Origin of the sequence: Pedobacter hartonius (assembly GCF_900107535.1) — a bacterium.
Lineage (GTDB): Bacteria > Bacteroidota > Bacteroidia > Sphingobacteriales > Sphingobacteriaceae > Pedobacter > Pedobacter hartonius.
The window spans coordinates 1-17,596 of sequence record NZ_FNRA01000019.1; the positions used below are offsets into that span (position 1 = coordinate 1).

Annotated in this window: 17 protein-coding genes; 12 read left to right on the forward strand and 5 right to left on the reverse strand. The window is 43.1% G+C overall.

What is annotated here, in order from left to right; genetic code table 11:
* A partial coding sequence (locus tag BLW16_RS23570; protein WP_217631624.1) for a hypothetical protein occupies nt 1–188 on the reverse strand: 188 nt, incomplete at its 3' end.
* On the opposite strand from BLW16_RS23570, the gene BLW16_RS21900 reads away from it, so the two are divergent.
* Complete coding sequence (locus tag BLW16_RS21900; RefSeq protein WP_090560026.1) at nt 166–699, forward strand: GIN domain-containing protein; 534 nt, start codon at nt 166–168, stop codon at nt 697–699. The two genes, BLW16_RS23570 and BLW16_RS21900, sit on opposite strands and share 23 nt — an antisense overlap.
* 455 nt (nt 700–1,154) lie before the next feature.
* On the opposite strand, the gene amaB is transcribed toward BLW16_RS21900, so the two are convergent.
* Nucleotides 1,155–2,696: an L-piperidine-6-carboxylate dehydrogenase gene (gene amaB / locus BLW16_RS21905; RefSeq protein WP_090560027.1), complete on the reverse strand. Its 1,542-nt coding sequence runs from the start codon at nt 2,694–2,696 to the stop codon at nt 1,155–1,157.
* 321 nt (nt 2,697–3,017) lie between these two features.
* Between amaB and BLW16_RS21910 the strand changes: the two genes are divergently transcribed.
* The 7 genes from BLW16_RS21910 (at nt 3,018) to BLW16_RS21940 (ending at nt 8,995) form a co-directional block, all read left to right on the forward strand.
* Complete coding sequence (locus BLW16_RS21910; RefSeq protein WP_090560028.1) at nt 3,018–4,421, forward strand: tetratricopeptide repeat protein; 1,404 nt, start codon at nt 3,018–3,020, stop codon at nt 4,419–4,421.
* A gap of 149 nt (nt 4,422–4,570) precedes the next feature.
* On the forward strand, nt 4,571–5,338 hold the full coding sequence (locus BLW16_RS21915; RefSeq protein ID WP_090560029.1) for a phosphosulfolactate synthase: 768 nt from the start codon (nt 4,571–4,573) through the stop codon (nt 5,336–5,338).
* Between the two features lie 20 nt (nt 5,339–5,358).
* The gene (locus tag BLW16_RS21920) at nt 5,359–6,108 is read left to right on the forward strand and encodes a shikimate dehydrogenase family protein (RefSeq protein WP_090560030.1); all 750 of its coding nucleotides are present in this window, start codon (nt 5,359–5,361) and stop codon (nt 6,106–6,108) included.
* A 5-nt stretch (nt 6,109–6,113) separates the two neighbouring features.
* Nucleotides 6,114–6,698, forward strand: a complete 585-nt coding sequence (gldD, locus tag BLW16_RS21925; protein ID WP_090560058.1) for a gliding motility lipoprotein GldD — start codon at nt 6,114–6,116, stop codon at nt 6,696–6,698.
* Between the two features lie 12 nt (nt 6,699–6,710).
* Complete coding sequence (locus BLW16_RS21930; protein WP_090560031.1) at nt 6,711–7,349, forward strand: MBL fold metallo-hydrolase; 639 nt, start codon at nt 6,711–6,713, stop codon at nt 7,347–7,349.
* A gap of 31 nt (nt 7,350–7,380) precedes the next feature.
* Nucleotides 7,381–8,613, forward strand: a complete 1,233-nt coding sequence (locus tag BLW16_RS21935; protein ID WP_090560032.1) for an ABC transporter permease — start codon at nt 7,381–7,383, stop codon at nt 8,611–8,613.
* A gap of 1 nt (nt 8,614) precedes the next feature.
* Nucleotides 8,615–8,995: a hypothetical protein gene (locus BLW16_RS21940; protein ID WP_090560033.1), complete on the forward strand. Its 381-nt coding sequence runs from the start codon at nt 8,615–8,617 to the stop codon at nt 8,993–8,995.
* Nucleotides 8,996–8,998: 3 nt separating this feature from the next.
* On the opposite strand, the gene BLW16_RS21945 is transcribed toward BLW16_RS21940, so the two are convergent.
* The gene (locus tag BLW16_RS21945) at nt 8,999–9,850 is read right to left on the reverse strand and encodes a menaquinone biosynthesis family protein (RefSeq protein ID WP_090560034.1); all 852 of its coding nucleotides are present in this window, start codon (nt 9,848–9,850) and stop codon (nt 8,999–9,001) included.
* Nucleotides 9,851–9,884: 34 nt separating this feature from the next.
* Nucleotides 9,885–10,517 (reverse strand): futalosine hydrolase, encoded by a 633-nt coding sequence (gene mqnB, locus BLW16_RS21950; protein ID WP_090560035.1) that lies wholly within the window; start codon nt 10,515–10,517, stop codon nt 9,885–9,887.
* Nucleotides 10,518–10,716: 199 nt separating this feature from the next.
* On the opposite strand from mqnB, the gene BLW16_RS21955 reads away from it, so the two are divergent.
* The 4 genes from BLW16_RS21955 (at nt 10,717) to BLW16_RS21970 (ending at nt 16,471) form a co-directional block, all read left to right on the forward strand.
* Nucleotides 10,717–11,127, forward strand: a complete 411-nt coding sequence (locus BLW16_RS21955; protein ID WP_090560036.1) for a 6-carboxytetrahydropterin synthase — start codon at nt 10,717–10,719, stop codon at nt 11,125–11,127.
* A 12-nt stretch (nt 11,128–11,139) separates the two neighbouring features.
* A complete protein-coding gene (gene folE, locus BLW16_RS21960; RefSeq protein WP_090560037.1) occupies nt 11,140–11,775 on the forward strand; it encodes a GTP cyclohydrolase I FolE in 636 nt (211 codons plus the stop codon).
* A gap of 61 nt (nt 11,776–11,836) precedes the next feature.
* The gene (gene fabD, locus BLW16_RS21965; RefSeq protein WP_090560038.1) at nt 11,837–12,721 is read left to right on the forward strand and encodes an ACP S-malonyltransferase; all 885 of its coding nucleotides are present in this window, start codon (nt 11,837–11,839) and stop codon (nt 12,719–12,721) included.
* Between the two features lie 99 nt (nt 12,722–12,820).
* A complete protein-coding gene (locus BLW16_RS21970) occupies nt 12,821–16,471 on the forward strand; it encodes a sensor histidine kinase (RefSeq protein WP_245735418.1) in 3,651 nt (1,216 codons plus the stop codon).
* 13 nt (nt 16,472–16,484) lie between these two features.
* Here the strand turns inward: BLW16_RS21970 and BLW16_RS21975 are convergent, their stop codons facing one another.
* Nucleotides 16,485–17,393 (reverse strand): hypothetical protein, encoded by a 909-nt coding sequence (locus tag BLW16_RS21975; protein ID WP_090560039.1) that lies wholly within the window; start codon nt 17,391–17,393, stop codon nt 16,485–16,487.
* Nucleotides 17,394–17,596: the final 203 nt, after the last annotated feature.

The following is a 17,596-nucleotide window of genomic DNA, read 5'->3' on the forward strand; positions in this document are numbered from 1 at the left end:
TGGTCTTTGCCAAAAATTAGCGACATAACCTCTGTATTGACAAATATAATACTTGAAAAAAGATACTCCAAAATTTGCTTTTTATAATAGTATCTCGCATCAGCATTAACAGCAATCATTTTATCTGCAACAGTATTCGCCTCTGCTGCTGCAGCAAGGGGAACAATGATTGAGATCAGGTCTGCCAATCCTGACATTAAAAAAGTTGTGGTCAGAGGTAACCTGAGAGTGTTCATCGTTCAGGGAAATTCTGAATGGATCTCAATGGATGAAGAGGATCAGCCACTGGTATCAATCAAACAAATAGGAAATACGCTGACGATTGGCACAACAGAAAAAAAACCGGTAGCCATTACCGTGTACGTTAAAGATATATACCGGATAGACGCCGCCGATAATGCAATGGTAAAAACTGTTGGGAAGTTCAATCTGAAATATCTTCAGGTAATGCTGAAAGATAATGCCACTGCCCGTATCAAAGCTAATACACATAGCATCTACACTGTGATCAATGACCGCGCCGACCTGGAGCTGCTGGGCACAACGGAAAAACATATTATCAGATCAAACGGTATCGCAACAATGAACACTGAGAAATTCGCCGCTGTGGTAACCAACCATGAGCAGGCTGAGATTGAAACTGCAATGAACAGGGATTCAACCGGCAGAAGACAAGTGACTAAAGTTGCATTGAAATAACCGGGCTGTTACGTAGCTTGTTGCCGTAAGCCTCCAGGAGTTCCGATCTGGTTGAAATAAGGCCAGTCTCGGCTCGGTTAAGCTTCATAGGATGATCCGGTCTGGTTGAGAAAGTTCAAAGGGGAAGTCCTGGCTTCGCTGAAAAAAAGGTATTGTTAGTTCAATGCTGCCTGCCGCTGAAGCGCGCCAGAGAAGGCATTGAACTAACAATACCTTTTTTTTGGAGCTTATCCCTTGGATTGTCTATAGCAGGATGGCCGGACGATCGTTTATAGCAAGGTAGACAAGCCATTTGTCTATGACAAGGTAGCCAAGTGATCGTCTGTAGCAGGGTGGTTAAGTGACCGGCCCCGATACAATTTACCTCTTTTTCAATTTGATGAGCTTTCACTATAAATTAACAGCTTTTAGAAAACAAATTTGATGATCTTTTACTAAGTAAGAATTAACGGTCCTTAGAGATTAAATTTAATCCCCTGTGCCAAGGGCAGCGTATCCGCATAGTTGATCGTATTCGTCTGCCGGCGCATGTATCCTTTCCAGGCATCCGAACCACTTTCCCTGCCTCCGCCGGTTTCTTTCTCGCCGCCGAAGGCACCGCCTATCTCCGCTCCGGATGTACCGATGTTCACATTGGCAATACCGCAGTCTGATCCTGCCGCTGAAAGAAACAGCTCTGCTTCCCTCAGGTTCAGGGTCATGATCGCTGAAGACAGCCCCTGTGGAACGGCATTCTGCAGCTTTATTGCTTCTTCCAGTGTCTTATATTTAATCAGGTACAGGATGGGGGCAAATGTTTCTTCCTGTACAATTTTATAGTGATTTTCCACTTCGGCCACGCAGGGTTTAACATAACATCCTGAAGTGTATCCTTCGCCGCTGAGGGCGCCGCCTTCTACAATGAACTTTGCCCCTTCGGCTTTGCCTTTTTCAATGGCTTTGATGTACATCGCTACCGCTTGCTGATCGATTAGCGGGCCGACGTGGTTATTCTGGTCCAACGGGTCCCCTATTCTCAATTGTCCGTATGCTTTTACCAGCCTGTTTTTAAAATCTTCGTAGATATCTTCATGGATGATCAGCCTCCTCGTCGATGTACAGCGTTGCCCTGCAGTACCAACTGCACCGAAAACGGCACCAATGACAGACATGTCCAGATCTGCCTCCTTAGAGATGATAATGGTGTTGTTACCGCCCAGTTCCAGGATGCTTTTCCCGAAGCGGGATCCTACTGCTGTGGAAACGATCCTGCCTACCCGCGTAGAGCCGGTAAAAGATACCAGTGGTATGCTTTTGTCATTGCTCATCAGGTCCCCGATAAATTCCTCGCTGATCAGCAGGGAACTGATCCCTTCGGGCATTTCATTTTTCTTGAGTACGCCGGCAAGAATCTGCTGGCAGGCGATAGCACAAAGTGCAGTTTTAGACGAAGGCTTCCAGACGCAGACATTGCCGCAAACCAATGCCAGTGCGGCATTCCAGCTCCATACTGCTACGGGGAAGTTAAATGCTGAAATGATGCCTGCAATGCCAAGGGGATGCCATTGCTCGTACATCCGGTGGTGAGGCCGTTCGGAATGCATGGTCAGGCCATATAGCTGCCGTGAAAGACCCACTGCAAAATCGCAGATATCGATCATTTCCTGTACTTCTCCAAGTCCCTCCTGCAGACTTTTGCCCATTTCGTAGGATACCAGGGTTCCTAAATCCTGTTTATGATGGCGCAGGGCATCACCCAATTGACGTACAATATCGCCTCTTTTTGGTGCAGGTATATCGCGCCAGTAGCTGAAGGCTGTTTGTGCCTGGGAAATGACTGTATGGTAATCTTCCTGGTCCGCCAGCTGCACTGTGGCTATCTTGCGGCCGTCCGCGGGAGAGTAGCTGTCCAGTGTACCTAAGCTGCCTGTACCTCCCCAGGTACTGCCTGTACTGAAAGCCTGGCTGACCTCCTGAATGCCCAGGTTTTTTAAAACGGAATTGATATCAGTTTGCATAACTCATGGATATTAGTTTATACAAATCAACAAAAAAAACGGGAAAGGGTGAAAAGCCGGGCGCCCATTTCCTGACCTGAATTTTACCGTAATTACAATAAAGTTGCGTTCCTTTGTAGTTAATTCTGGAAAAGATCCCAACAGCAAGAAAAAGATGCTGACAAATGCCAGTCAGCCAATCCTAGTTAAAATTAATATTATCAGCGATTTACAGACCAATATGTTTGAATGTTGAAAATTATTTCGGCTAGATGCTACACAATACTGTAAACTTATACTGTATTTTAGAAAAAGGGAGATGTTCTTTAATTATTAAATACAATGGAAGAGGAATTTTACTTTGATTTTAGTGATGATGCGCAGCGTTCGGTAGAGCGTTATGAAGAGATGTTAAGGAATCAGGATCAGTATTTTTTTGATGCCCAGGCTTTCGAAAATATCATCGACTATTATATAGAAAAGAGCGATCCTGTAAAGGCACTCCAGGTGATAGAATATGCCCTGAACCAGCATCCTTATGCTGCGGTATTTTTAATTAAACAGGCACAGTTATTTTTTATTACGGACCAGATAGACCGTGCATTCTTCTCCCTGCAAAAAGCAGAGATGCTCGAAGCATCGGAAGCTGAGATCTATGTGCTGCGCGGAAATATCTACAACAGCCTGGAGCGTTATTCCGAGGCGTTGGATAATTTCCAGATCGCGCTTACATTTGCGGAAACTACGGATGAGATATTGCTGCAGATTGCTTATGTATATCAGAATATGCTTGATTATGAAAGCGCCATCAAGTATATCAAGCAAAGCCTGGAACAGAATATGGAGAACAAAGACGGCTTGTATGAGCTGGCATTCTGTTATGATATCCTCGATAAGCAGGAGGAAAGCATCCAGTTTTACCAGGAATATATTGACAATGATCCCTATTCTTATGCGGCATGGTACAACCTTGCCAATTCATATCATAAGCTTGACCTGTTTGAAAAAGCGATCGATGCCTATGACTATGCGATACTGATCAAAGACAATTTTGCATCCGCTTACTACAATAAAGGCAATGCACTCGTGCAACTGGACCGTTATGCGGAGGCTATAGAAGTGTATAAACAAACCTGGGAATATGAGCAGCCCAACGCAGATACCTATTGTGCAATAGGAGAGTGTTACGAAAAGCTGGAGCGTATGGACGAGGCGCGTGCCTATTACAAAAAATCTGTAAAGATGGACGGTAAGCTTGCAGACGCCTGGTTTGGGATAGGTGTTACACTGAACTTTGAGGAACGTTATTTTGAATCGCTGCATTTCTATAAAAAGGCGATTGAGCTGGATGACGAAAATCCTGATTTCTGGTTTGCCATGGCCGATGCTTATTATAAACTCGGGCAGATCGAACAATCTGTTGAAGCCTATTACAAGGTACTGGAATATAATCCGCTGGACATAGAAGCATGGCTTGATTTCTCTACGGTATTGTATGAGCAGGGAAGACTGCTGGAAGCTTCAGAAACGATCGCTGACGGAATAAAAAACAACCCTGACGCTGCGGAGCTTTATTACAGGATGGTGGCTTACCTGTTTGCATTGGGACAGAACAATGACGCCATTGTTTACCTGGAAACAGCATTGGTGACCGATCCGGATAAACATTATATCCTGTTTGAGTACCTTCCCCAGTTACAGGACAACAGGGCGATCATTGAAGTGATCAATAAATATATTAAATAAAGGCTTTATTTGTAAATAGTTCATTGTAATGTATTTAGTGGCTATGAAATTGTAAAAAGCCCGCTTTGGCCTTACTACAAAAAGGTGACGAAAATGCAATTATATTCTAATGAACAGTCTTGATTTTTTTTATCACCTTTGCACCAGATATGAATTACCCATTAAATAATATTCCGGAACGTCCGGTTAAACCACGCCAGAGCGGCATTACCATGGTAATGGACAAAGGCCTTAGTTTAAGACAGACAGAAGACTTTATAGATGTTGCAGGCATACATTCAGACATTGTTAAATTAGGTTGGGCAACATCCTTTGTTACACCGAAACTGAAAGAGAAACTCGATATCTATCGTAGTGCAGGGATCCCTACCTACTTTGGAGGGACATTATTTGAAGCTTTTATCATCCGTAACCAGTTTGAGGACTATATCCGGGTACTGGAGCAGTACGGAATGGAATATGCGGAAGTTTCAGATGGCTCTATAGAGATTGAGCACGATCTGAAATGTGAATATATCCAGAAACTGGCCAAACATGTAACCGTAATTTCAGAAGTGGGATCTAAAGATGCCACCAAGATATTTGCTCCCTATAAATGGATCAAACTCATGAATGCCGAGATTGAAGCGGGTGCATGGAAGGTGATTGCAGAGGCCAGGGAAGGTGGAAATGTAGGAATATACCGTGGTTCAGGAGAAGTACGTGAGGGGCTGGTAGATGAGATTCTTACCCAGATCCCACAGGAAACCATCATATGGGAAGCTCCGCAGAAAGAACAGCAGGTATGGTTTATTAAACTGATCGGCAGCAATGTCAATCTGGGTAATATCGCTCCTGCAGAAGTTATTCCGTTGGAAACCATTCGTCTGGGCCTTCGTGGAGATACATTTGATTACTTTCTTAATTCAGGTAAGTAAGCCTTATTCAGCTCGATTTTATGAGAACATTTGGCCTGATTGGTTTTCCGCTAGCACACTCCTTTTCAAAAAAGTACTTTACTGATCAGTTTGAAAGGGAGGGAACAACAGATTGTAAATATGAGCTGTTCCCTATGGAAGATATTTCTTCCATTCTTCCGCTGATTACGGGCCAGGAAGACCTGGAAGGACTAAATGTGACCATTCCTCATAAAGTTAATGTAATGCCTTTTCTGCATGAGCTCGATGATGCAGCCAGGCAGATTGGCGCCGTGAACTGTATCTCCATCAGGAGACAGGGCAATGATACCCTGCTTAAAGGCTATAACACGGATGCCTTTGGTTTTGAAGAATCCTTAAAGCCTTATTTAAAAGAACACCATACCAAAGCGCTGATTCTCGGTGACGGGGGAGCGGCGAAAGCCGTGCGTTATGTGCTTGGTAAACTGAATATCTCTTACCTGACTGTCGTGAGAACGGCAGTTCCGGATGCAGTTGTGTATGGAGACCTGAATGAAGACATTCTCGGCAGCCATCAGCTGATCATCAATACTACGCCTTTGGGAACCTTTCCGAAGGTTGAAAATGCGCCTGATCTGCCTTACCATTTACTGACAGCGCATCACCTCGCATACGATCTCGTTTACAATCCTGAAGAAACTGAATTCCTGCGCAGGGCAAAAGCCCGGGGAGCTGCTATAAAAAATGGCCTTGAAATGCTCCATCTGCAGGCAGACCGCTCATGGATGATCTGGAACAGCTTAGCGTAGAAATGATGAAGAACCTGTTGCTGTCCGGTACTTTTATCCTGTTATGCTGCACTGCAGCATGTAACAATGAGAGTTATGTACCCAAACCAAGAGGTTATTTCCATATCAAATTTCCTAAAAAGGAATACCTGAGTTACGATGCAGGATGCCCTTTCTCTTTTGATTATCCAAAATATGCAACGATAGAGCCCGATCGGGAAGGGGATGCCGGAACCTGCTGGAACAATCTTAGTTTTCCTCAGTTCAATGCCCGCCTGCACCTCACTTATTATGATGTTTCATCTGCAAAAGAGTACTATGGGTTGGTGGAAGATGCGAGAACACTGGCTTTTAAACATACCGTTAAGGCGAATGCCATTGACCAGAAGCTGATCAGTTTTCCAGAAAGAAAGGTTTATGGTATTTATTATGCGATAGAGGGTAATACGGCCTCGTCAGTGCAGTTCTTTTTAACAGACAGTGCCAAACACTATTTCAGGGGGGCACTATATTTTAATGAGCGCCCGCAATATGATTCTATTGCCCCGGTTGTGAGTTTTATAAAGAGGGATATTGAACGCATGATTGATACCTTTAAGTGGAAAAAATAAATACTTATTCGAATGATTACTATCCAGCAGTTTACTTTTAATCCTTACCAGGAGAACACCTATGTTTTGTACGATGTAACAGGAGAATGTGTAATTATTGATCCGGGGATGTACGATGCTTCCGAGCAGAATACCCTGGTCAGGTGGATAAAAGAAAGTGGTCTGAAACCTGTACTGCTGCTCAATACCCATTGCCATATTGACCATGTATTGGGCAATAAATTCGTTTTCGATAACTGGGGCTTAAAACCCCGGTTCCACAAAGGCGAGCTTCCTGTACTTTACGCCATTCCCGGATACGCACCACAGATGGGCCTGCACTATGAGCTTTCACCTGAACCGGAAGTGTTTCTGGAGGAAACAGGAACGGTGGTTTTTGGTAATAGTGAGCTGGAACTGATCTTTGCTCCAGGGCACTCTCCGGCACATTTATGTTTCTATGCCAGAGAAGATAATTTTCTGATCGGCGGAGATGTGTTGTTTTACTCGAGTATCGGGCGCACAGACCTGCCGTACGGAAACCATCAGCAATTGCTGAACAGCATCAGGGAAAAACTTTTTGTCCTTCCTGACAGTGTTGAGGTTTATCCGGGGCACGGTTCTATCACCAATATCGGTTATGAAAAGCAAAACAATCCTTTTTTAAAATAAGTACCTGTATATTTGAATAAACAGATAACATTTGAACACAGCCCTCTATATTGCCCGCAGGTATCTTTTTGCTAAAAAGTCTACCAATGCTATAAATATTATTTCTACGATATCAGTATTGGGCGTTTTTGTGGGTAGTGCGGCACTGATTATTATCCTTTCGGTGTTTAACGGCTTTGAGGAGGTAGTGCTGAAAATGTTCAATACGATTACTCCGCAATTGGTGATTGCTCCCGCTAAAGGTAAAACCTTTGAGCCGAACACAGCTTATTTTAAGCAGCTTAAAGCGAATAAAGATATTTATTCCTATACGGAAGTACTATCGGAAAATGCCCTGTTGAGATACCATGACAAACAATCCGTAGGATTGGTTAAGGGGGTAAGCTCGGCTTATTTAAAAAATAAGAGCCTTGACAGTATTACCATCCAGGGTAAGTTTGTGATCCGGAACAGCGGCGGCCCTAATGCGGTCATCGGCTCTGCTATACAAAATTACCTGATGGTAAATACCAATGACCCTTTTACGCAGCTGCAGATCTTTTCTCCAAGGAAGGGAGTTACTTCCACCTCTATCAACCCGGCAGATGACTTTGTAGATATGTATATCCCCGTTTCGGGTATCTTCGAAGTTCAGCAGGATTTTGATAACATTGCGATTGTACCACTGAGCTTTGCGCGTAAATTATTGCAGGAGGATAGTAAGATCTCTTCCATTGAGATCAATCTGCAGAAGGGCATTGATGCGGATACTTTTAAGGAGACCATAGAGGAACAGCTGGGTGCCGGGTTTGTCGTAAAAGACAGGATTGAGCAGAATAAGGCGCTGTATAATATACTGGGTACCGAGAAATGGGCCGTTTATATCATTTTAACTTTCATCCTGATCATTGCGATCTTTAATATCATAGGGTCACTCACGATGCTGGTTATTGATAAGATCAAAGACATTGCCATATTGAGCAGCCTTGGGGCGGGGCGGGGACTGATCAAAAGGATCTTTCTTTTTGAGGGGATGATGATCACCATGGCAGGCTGTATCTTCGGGTTGTTGGTAGGATTGGGTTTTTGTGTCATGCAGCAGAAATTTGGCTGGATCAAAATGTCACAGGAGAATCTTTTAATCAGTAATGCCTACCCAATTGGCCTGAAATGGAAAGATTTTCTATTAGTATTTGTTACGGTGAGTATTTTCTCGTTTATGGCATCAGCTTTGTCATCTAATTTGAGCGTTAAGAACATCAATAATTTAAACCAAGATCTTTAACATGAATTCCTTTAAACGTACAGCATTATTATTATTTGCAATGTCTGTTATTTTTGCTGCTTGTAATCCTGAATCGTCGCAAGAGCAAAAGAGCAATACCAAAATAATAAAGGGACTGTATAGCTATGGACCGGAAATACACTCATTTACAGACTGCGAAGAGGGAAGGGAGTTCTGGGTGGCAGATAGTGCTAAAACGCTGGAGCTTGCTTACAGCAAGTTCAATTTCGAGAAGCCATATGAGCCCGTTTATATTGAAGCAGAATGTCACGTGATCAAATCTGACAGCCTGATGGTGTCGGCAGATTTTGATTCTACACTGGTAGTAACTAAATTGCTGAAGATCACTAAAGAAATTCCTGACGGCCCCTGCAATCAATAGGGGCTATTTTGTCACGTAGAGGTCTTTTGTAACGGCTGGTATAATTCCTTTTTCCTGGGCCATGTTAAACATAATATCAATTGCCTTTCTGCCTTCGGTACCCAGGTCAATGGAATATTTGTTGACATACAATTCTATATGTTTGTACATCACAGCCTCGTCCATTTCCTGTGCATGACTTGAAATAAAGCCGATTCCAGAAGTTGGGTTTTCAAAAGCAAATTCTACTGACTTGCGTATCAGCCTGTTCACTTTGAGTTGAATGTCATGATCCAGCTTCCGGTTGATCACAATACCGCCCAGCGGGATCGCACAGCCTGTAAGTTCTTCCCAGTAACTTCCCAGGTCTACCACCTTGTAAAGTCCTTTGTCCATATAGGTGAACCGGTTCTCGTGGATGATCAGTCCAAGATCGATGCTGTCACTTAACAGGGCATTCTCAATTTCTGAGAAAACCATTACCTGTTTATTGCGTAAATTGGGAAAAGCGATGCCCAGCAGAAAGTTCGCGGTTGTCAGCTCACCGGGAATGCCTACCCATAGCGGAGAATTTTCCATGGTTAGCTTTTCGCTGTTGACAAGCTCTTCATTTTTACAGATCAGCAGGGGGCCAACGCCAAATCCCAGTGCACTTCCGGCATCCAGAAGTGCATATTTATCTGCCAGATGGGCGAAAGCATGAAAACTTAGCTTAGAAACATCCAGCTCAGACCGAAGCGCTTTTTGATTTAATGTCTCTACATCGTCATAGAATACCTCAAAATCAAGGCCTTCGGTGTCAATCTTGTGGTGAATGAGTGCATCAAATATAAAAGTGTCGTTAGGACATGGGGAAAAACCAAGTGAAAGTTTCATGCGGTAAATGTAAGGAGTTCGGGGAGGCGCTCCGTTAGCGGTTTGTCAAAAATTCAATTGCCCATTCATTTAGGTTTTTTACCGCCAGGCCTATTTTCCATAATTCGCGGTTCCTTTCTTCCACATAATTGGAGATGGCGCGCACCTGTACGCAGGGAATGCCGAGCTGTTCACAGCAGTAGAAGACTGCGGCACCCTCCATGCTCTCAGTAACAGGATGGAGGCGTTTTTCGATGGCTTTAATGCTTGACTTATTGCCATGCACTTTATTAACTGTAATACCGCTGACCCTGGGCAGAAGGCTGAAATGAGCTGTGCCCGGTTCGTTCCCGGCAGTATAACTGCTCTTTCCAAACCCCAGGGCATCGATCGTTAAAAATTCATCCCTGTCTTCCGCTCCGAGTTCTGAAAATGTGTCATGTGTTACATTCAGCAGGCTGCCCAGAGGGTATTTCCATTCGTAACAACCTGCTATTCCAAGGTTGAGAACAAGATTATAGCTCTCAGACAGATATTTCCCCAACGCAAATGCTGTTGCGGTCATCCCAACACCGGTAATGAGCAGATCAAATGCCGCTGTCTGTATGAAATCTTCTTCAGGCAGGGTAAAGTAGCCGCAAAGACCGGATAATTCAGCCCTGGTTGCAGCAACGATCAATATCTTCATTTAACGAAGTTACAAGAATTTTTACCCGTTTTTTATGAGAATATATTGATTTGTTTCGGTGATGTTTATTGTTTTTTTGCCTTCAGGAGCCCGCAGGCGCTGTTCATTGCTTTTTGCAGCTGAACGCTGATCGGGGGTTTTTCCCGAAAACTTTCTACTTTAAGCTTTCTGCGTATATTTGCATTCAATAAATAACATAATGATTTATATAACCCGTAAGGAATCCTTCAACGCCGCACATAAACTGGCCAGGCCCGATTGGTCAGACGACCATAACCTGGAGGTTTACGGCAAATGTGCCAACCCTAACTGGCACGGTCATAACTATCAGCTCTTTGTTACTGTAAAAGGTGAAATCAATCCTGAGACCGGATTTCTGGTGGATCTCAAATGGCTGAAAAACATGATCAATGAGCATATCATTGATAAAGTGGATCATAAAAACCTCAATCTGGACGTGGATTTTATGAAAGATAAATTAGCCTCTACCGAAAATCTTGCTATTGCCATCTGGGAACAACTGTTGCCGCATATCAATGCCGGCGGTGCACAATTGCACAGCATAAAAATTTACGAGACCGAAAATAATATTATAGAATATCTCGGTTAATCAAATACATCAATGGAAAATCATACACAAGATCCTTTTGACGAGGAGAACGATGGATATATTAAAGTAGACCGTTATAATAAGACAAAGATCGAATCTATATCCAGTCATTATACAGATATCCTGAGCACGATCGGCGAAGATCCGTCGCGTGAGGGGCTGTTGAAAACACCGGAGCGTGTGGCAAAATCGCTGCAGTACCTTACACATGGGTATGACCTTGATCCGGCTGAGATCCTGCGATCGGCCATGTTCAGGGAAGACTACAGCCAGATGGTGGTGGTAAAAGACATTGAAGTGTACTCGATGTGTGAGCACCATATGCTTCCTTTTTTTGGAAAGGCCCATATCGCTTATATTCCAAACGGACATATTGTAGGCCTGAGCAAAATCCCGAGGGTGGTGGATGCTTTTGCCAGGAGGCTTCAGGTACAGGAACGCCTGACGAATGAGATCAGGGATTGTATCCAGGAAACTTTAAATCCGGCGGGTGTTGCGGTAGTGATTGAATGCCAGCATTTGTGTATGGCAATGAGAGGCATACAGAAACAGAATTCTGTAACTACCACATCGGCATTTACCGGTGGATTTGCGAGCGACAAAACCCGGGCAGAGTTTTTGAGGTTAATTACAGCGAAACTACACTAGATTAGATTTTTTAATAACATTCGGGCTCCGGAGAGTCTTTAATAAACAACAGACCAATATAATGAAAGCATATTTATTCCCGGGACAGGGCGCGCAATTTTCAGGCATGGGCAAGGAACTTTATGAAAATGAAGAAGCCAGAGTAATGTTTGAAAAAGCAAATGATATTATCGGATTCCGTATCAGTGACATCATGTTCTACGGCACGGAAGAAGAACTTAAACAAACAAAAGTTACGCAGCCTGCTATATTTCTGCATTCTGTTATACTGGCCAAATCTTTGGGCGACAACTTTAAGCCGGATATGGTTGCAGGACACTCTCTGGGTGAATTTTCTGCCCTGGTGGCTGCCGCTGCTATTTCATTTGAAGACGGATTGAAACTGGTGATTGCAAGGGCCAATGCGATGCAGAAGGCATGTGAAATCCAGCCTTCTACCATGGCTGCGATCCTTGGACTGGCAGATGATGTGGTAGAGAAGATCTGTGATGAAATAGATGAGGTGGTAGTTGCCGCGAACTACAATTGTCCTGGTCAGTTAGTGATTTCAGGCAGCATAGAAGGTATTGATATCGCCTGTGCAAAGTTAACTGAAGCAGGTGCAAAAAGAGCTTTGAAACTTAATGTTGGCGGTGCTTTTCATTCGCCGTTAATGGAGCCTGCCAGAATTGAATTAAAAGAAGCGATCGAAAATACTACAATTCTGCCTCCTGTGTGTCCGATTTATCAGAATGTTGACCCGCATCCGCAGGCAGATCCTGAAAAGATTAAATTTAATTTGATCACACAGCTTACCGGCGCTGTAAGATGGACGCAGACGGTAGAGCAGATGCTTGCTGATGGAGCGGATGAGTTTATTGAAGTTGGACCCGGCAATGTATTACAGGGCCTGGTTAAAAAAGTAAACAGGGCTGTTCAAACAAGTTCAGCGGCTGTTCCCGTTTAATTTTTATTGTATATTAAATTATCCGGTGTGAATATTGGCGCTAAAATCAGATTTCTTCTATTGATCCTGGGGATGTGCTGTATTGTTACAGCATTATCTTTGAAGCACTCTATTACGAAAAAAGATCTTTTACAGCACGAGGCAGAGATCCTTCAGGAAAACCTTGCCTCAAATGAACGTATAGTATACAACTACCTGGCAGATGTACAACAGGTAGAAAGAGCCAAGCAGTTTCACCTGAATGAAGGTTTTGCTGTAGGTTATATCAATAATTACAGGCCTAAGGGAATCAATGTACTTACTTATTACAACTCTGTTTTAAAATTCTGGAGTTCCTATAAAGCCATACCACCAGACCCTTCCAAGATAAAGGAAGGGTCTTCTTTTATGCAGTTCCCGAACGGATGGTATGAGGTGATCAAGAAAACACAGGGCAGTTATTCCATTATTTTTCTGATCGATGTAAAGAACCAGTTCAGCATTCAGAACCGGTATCTCAGAAATGGGATCGTAAAATCTCTTTCTCCCACAAATTCGCTTGTTCTGGCGTCTTTCATGGATGAGGAGGTATTTGGCATTACAAATCTCGATGGGAAGTTACTGTTTGAGGTAAAGCTCAATCCTAATTATACGCAGGGAATCTATGCGGCCATACAAATCTGGCTGTGGGTAGTGGGATTGTTCTGTTTTGCGCTGTTTACGAATTCGTTTTGTGCCCGGCTGGTTAAAAAGGGTCACCTCATCAAGGCTACGCTATTGCTGACGGTGTTTTTCTTTCTGGTAAGGATCACAGACCTGGAATACGGATGGTTCAACCATCAGTTTAACCTCGAAATTTTCAGTCCCGCTATTTACGCTGAAAGCTTCTTTTTGCCTTCTGTTGGAGATTTTCTGCTCAATGTAGTGGCATTAACCTGGATTGTACTTTTCATCTATACCTATAAGGATAAATATAGGTTCCCGGCATGGGCCTCCCGAAGCAGGCCGTTTGGGTTGGCCTTTCATGTGATTGCTTTGCTGCTCTTTTCAGGGATAGCATTCCTGATCAATACGCTGTTTTTCGGATTGATTTATAACTCAAAGATTAATTTTGATATCACCAATATCATTAATTTGAGCTGGTTAAGCTGGGTATGTATTATTATTCTGTGCCTGGTCTGGTTTAATGTATATCTCATTGCCAGCATCGTGATTGAACTCACGAAACAGCTAAAAGTAAGCAACAAAGAGCGGCTTATGGTGTTCTTTTCGATGTTCTCGCTGTATTTCATCTATATGCTGTTTACAGCTTTTACAGTGTTCTTTATCGCCTATGCCCTGTTTCTTTTTATCGTCTCCTATAATATTTATATCCAGCAAAATAAGTTTACGATCAGTGTATTTGCGGCTATTTTCTTTTGCCTTGCGTTTATTTCTTCGATCAAATACCTAAAATTCAATGATATCAAGGAGCGCAGCAACAGGTATGTGATCGCGCAAAAACTTCAGTCTTCTGATGATCCCAAAGTGATCAACTCTATAGAAAGCCTGGGCAACGGTATCTCCAACGACCTGTTCATAGCGGATTATTTTAAAAGTCCGAAGGCGAACAGGCATCTTGCCCTGCAGAATTATATCACGAAGACCTTTCTGGACGGTTACCTTTCGCCCTTTGAGCACAATTTCTATGAATTCAACGGTAAAGATTCGGTCAGCAGCCAGAGGGGGGAGAATTCGCTGAGGCATTATCAGAACCTGGTGAGATCAGGATCTGTAAAGATCTCCAACTTCTTCTACCGGCTGAATGACACTTTCGGATACCAGAATTATTTTGGGATCGTGCCGATCTTTGATGACAGCCATATCCTGGGTACCCTTGTGGTTGAACTAAAGTCCCAACAGTACAACTACAGCAGCCAGTTTCCGGAAATACTGATAGACGGAAAGCTGAAGACTGACGATGACTACAGCAATTATTCCTTTGCGTTTTATAACAACAACAGGCTGATCAAGCAAACGGGTAAATACACCTATAAACTTGCCAATAATGAATTTAAAGGGAAGTTTGGCGAGCCTGTTTTTGTGAATGAGCCTCGGCAGGGGTACAGCCATCTGATCTATACGGCCAGCAGCTCGAAAATTATTGTGATCAGTAAGGAAAAGGTAACCTATATCGTTAGACTGGCAGCACTGTCCTTTTTCTTCCTTGTTTTTATTATTTTTTCTGCAGCCCTGTACGTGCTGATCTGGCTGTTGAAGAACATTGATGAGAGCTGGGGCGGCTGGTTCAATATCAACAGGTCCTTAATGATCAATGCCAATAAGATTCTTTATAAGACGAGGATACAGCTGTCGATTGTTTTATCGGTTGTTGCTACGCTGCTGATCGTCGGCTGGTCTACCTTCTTTTATATCAGGGATGAATACCGTAAACAGCAGGACGATTTTATCAGGGAGAAGATCAGGAAGGTGGAGATGTCTTATGAGAAACAGATCTTTGCTACCGGTATACCAAAGAATACAGACCAGGCGATTGTGAACTTTAACCAGTTTGCGGACATCAACTCGGCTTATTTGAACCTGTTTGACGTGAGTGGGGGCTTGCTGTTTACTTCCTTACCTAAGATGTATGACTATGGTATCATTGGAGAGCGAATGGGGGCTAAAGCCTTCATCTATCTCAAGCAACTGCAGCGGTCGGAATATACAAACCCTACAGAAGCTATAGGGGAGTTTATTTATTCATCGGCCTATGCCCCGATCCGCAATGCACAAAATCAGACTGTAGCTTATATCGGCCTGCCATATTACGGGAACGAGGCGGATTATCAGTCGAAAATAGGCCTTTTCATCAATACGCTGATCAATATCTATGCCCTGGTGTTTGTGGCGATAGGGGTGCTTGCCGTATTCCTGGCAAATCAGATCACGAGTCCGCTGACGTTTATCCAGGAGAGTATCAGGAAGACTAAACTTGGGCAGAAAAACCAGCCTATTGTATGGTCCAGGCATGACGAGATCGGCTCCCTGATCAAAGAGTATAATAAAATGATCGCTGCCTTGGAAGACAGCGCCGTTAAGCTGGCAAAGTCTGAGCGTGAGAGTGCCTGGCGGGAAATGGCAAAACAGGTGGCACATGAAATTAAAAACCCGCTGACGCCTTTAAAACTGGGTGTACAGCTTTTGGAGAAATCCTGGAAGGAAAAAGACCCCAATTTTGAGCTCAAGTTTGAAAGGTTCTACAAATCTTTTGTAGAGCAGATTGACAGCCTGGCAACCATCGCTTCGGAGTTCTCAAATTTTGCCAAGATGCCGGATACGAAGCTGGAACAACTGCTTTTGATTCCGATCATTGCACAGAGCAGGGACGTTTTTATGAACTCTTCGGGTGCAGAGATTTATATCTCCAACCTGACGAATAAGGAGGTGTTGATCCTGGGTGACAAGGACCAGCTGCTGCGGTCATTCAATAACCTGCTGAAAAATGCAATTGAGGCCACAAGTACCAAAGATAAATGCCTGGTATATGTTAAAATAACCAATGACACGGACTATGTGTTTGTGGAAGTGGAGGACAATGGTAAGGGCATAGACCTGGACCTTCAGGAGAAGATATTCGTGCCTAATTTTACTACCAAGTCATCAGGAACTGGCCTTGGCCTTGCATTTGTAAAACAGGCTGTTGAGAATGCCGGAGGATCAATAAGCTTTAAATCCTCCGCCGATACAGGTACAGTGTTCTACCTGAGTTTTCCGCTGGTACCACATTAACCGGTGGCCCTTTTTACTTTAATTCCAGTGAAGCTTTACCCATGGTGAAGCCGTTTGCATAGAGGATAATCGAATAAGTTCCCTTGATGAATGGTTTTGGATTTACCCATTCAAGATTGTATTCTGTATCGTCGTTGTTATAAGACACAGTGATCATGTCACTGTATTGCATTTCCTGTCCGTCTGCTTCAAACATATTGTTCTCATTGGCAACCAGATTACCTGCAGGGTCAAAAATCCGGATATAAATCTTATGGTAATCCTTTTCTGCCAACTGATTTGGAATGATATTAAAATAGGTAATTAGCTTTTTCGCTGCTGAGGCTTTTGAAACTTCAACATTTTTGCCACTGTTCTTTACCTTGAAGGCAATCAGGCGTACGTTAAATGCTTTTAGGGCAGCACTGCTTTTGACTTTTGCCGCCAGTTCTGAATTCTTCTTTTCAAGATCTGTCGCTTTGGCCTTTTCTGAGTTTACCGAGGTCGCCAGGCTGTCCCTTTCTGATTTCAGGTAGCTATTCTCTTTCTCCAGGTGACCAATATCTTCTTTGTAATCTGATAAAAACGCTTTCAGCTTCTTCAATTCATCCTGTGCTGCTGCAAGCTCTGCGTCAGTAACGTTTCCTTTCTGCAGTGCTTTTTTCAGTTCAGCAATCTTTGTCCTTGCCTGTTGCTGTTCATTCTGAAGTTTCTCCGTTAATGCAACGTTCATCAGGTTCACTTTGTCGAACTCTACTTCAATTTTTTCTACCTCAAGTTTTAACCTGTCTTTCTCGGTATTGGTAGTTACAAACCGCTCTTTTTCGTGCTTGTCCCTGAAAAATAGAAATGCATTGGTTCCTAGTAATGCTAAGATAACTACGATTAAAAAATAGATTTTATTACGGTCTCCTTTGTTAACAGGATCTTTTGGGTCTGACATTTGAATCAAAAAATTGAGGTCTCTTTGCTGGGTTAGTTGTTCTTACCTATTTCTAAAAAAAAACGAACATAGGATAAATTATATAATTTGTGGTAAAAAATTCTGAAAATTGTATAAGACCTTTAAAAAAAATCGTTTACTTGCTGATGACGGGAATTCCGCTCATTGGCAATTCCCCATTTTGAGTTAAACTGTACACTACC

Excerpts from the sequence above, each read along its gene's own strand:
- BLW16_RS21915 (WP_090560029.1), top strand. The coding sequence starts at position 4,571 with ATGAATTACCCATTAAATAATATTCCGGAACGTCCGGTTAAACCACGC.
- BLW16_RS21940 (WP_090560033.1), top strand. The coding sequence starts at position 8,615 with ATGAATTCCTTTAAACGTACAGCATTATTATTATTTGCAATGTCTGTT.
- BLW16_RS21920 (WP_090560030.1), top strand. The coding sequence starts at position 5,359 with ATGAGAACATTTGGCCTGATTGGTTTTCCGCTAGCACACTCCTTTTCA.
- BLW16_RS21945 (WP_090560034.1), bottom strand. The coding sequence starts at position 9,850 with ATGAAACTTTCACTTGGTTTTTCCCCATGTCCTAACGACACTTTTATA.
- amaB (WP_090560027.1), bottom strand. The coding sequence starts at position 2,696 with ATGCAAACTGATATCAATTCCGTTTTAAAAAACCTGGGCATTCAGGAG.
- BLW16_RS21930 (WP_090560031.1), top strand. The coding sequence starts at position 6,711 with ATGATTACTATCCAGCAGTTTACTTTTAATCCTTACCAGGAGAACACC.
- BLW16_RS21900 (WP_090560026.1), top strand. The coding sequence starts at position 166 with ATGATTGAGATCAGGTCTGCCAATCCTGACATTAAAAAAGTTGTGGTC.
- BLW16_RS21955 (WP_090560036.1), top strand. The coding sequence starts at position 10,717 with ATGATTTATATAACCCGTAAGGAATCCTTCAACGCCGCACATAAACTG.
- gldD (WP_090560058.1), top strand. The coding sequence starts at position 6,114 with ATGAAGAACCTGTTGCTGTCCGGTACTTTTATCCTGTTATGCTGCACT.
- folE (WP_090560037.1), top strand. The coding sequence starts at position 11,140 with ATGGAAAATCATACACAAGATCCTTTTGACGAGGAGAACGATGGATAT.
- mqnB (WP_090560035.1), bottom strand. The coding sequence starts at position 10,517 with ATGAAGATATTGATCGTTGCTGCAACCAGGGCTGAATTATCCGGTCTT.
- fabD (WP_090560038.1), top strand. The coding sequence starts at position 11,837 with ATGAAAGCATATTTATTCCCGGGACAGGGCGCGCAATTTTCAGGCATG.
- BLW16_RS21975 (WP_090560039.1), bottom strand. The coding sequence starts at position 17,393 with ATGTCAGACCCAAAAGATCCTGTTAACAAAGGAGACCGTAATAAAATC.
- BLW16_RS21910 (WP_090560028.1), top strand. The coding sequence starts at position 3,018 with ATGGAAGAGGAATTTTACTTTGATTTTAGTGATGATGCGCAGCGTTCG.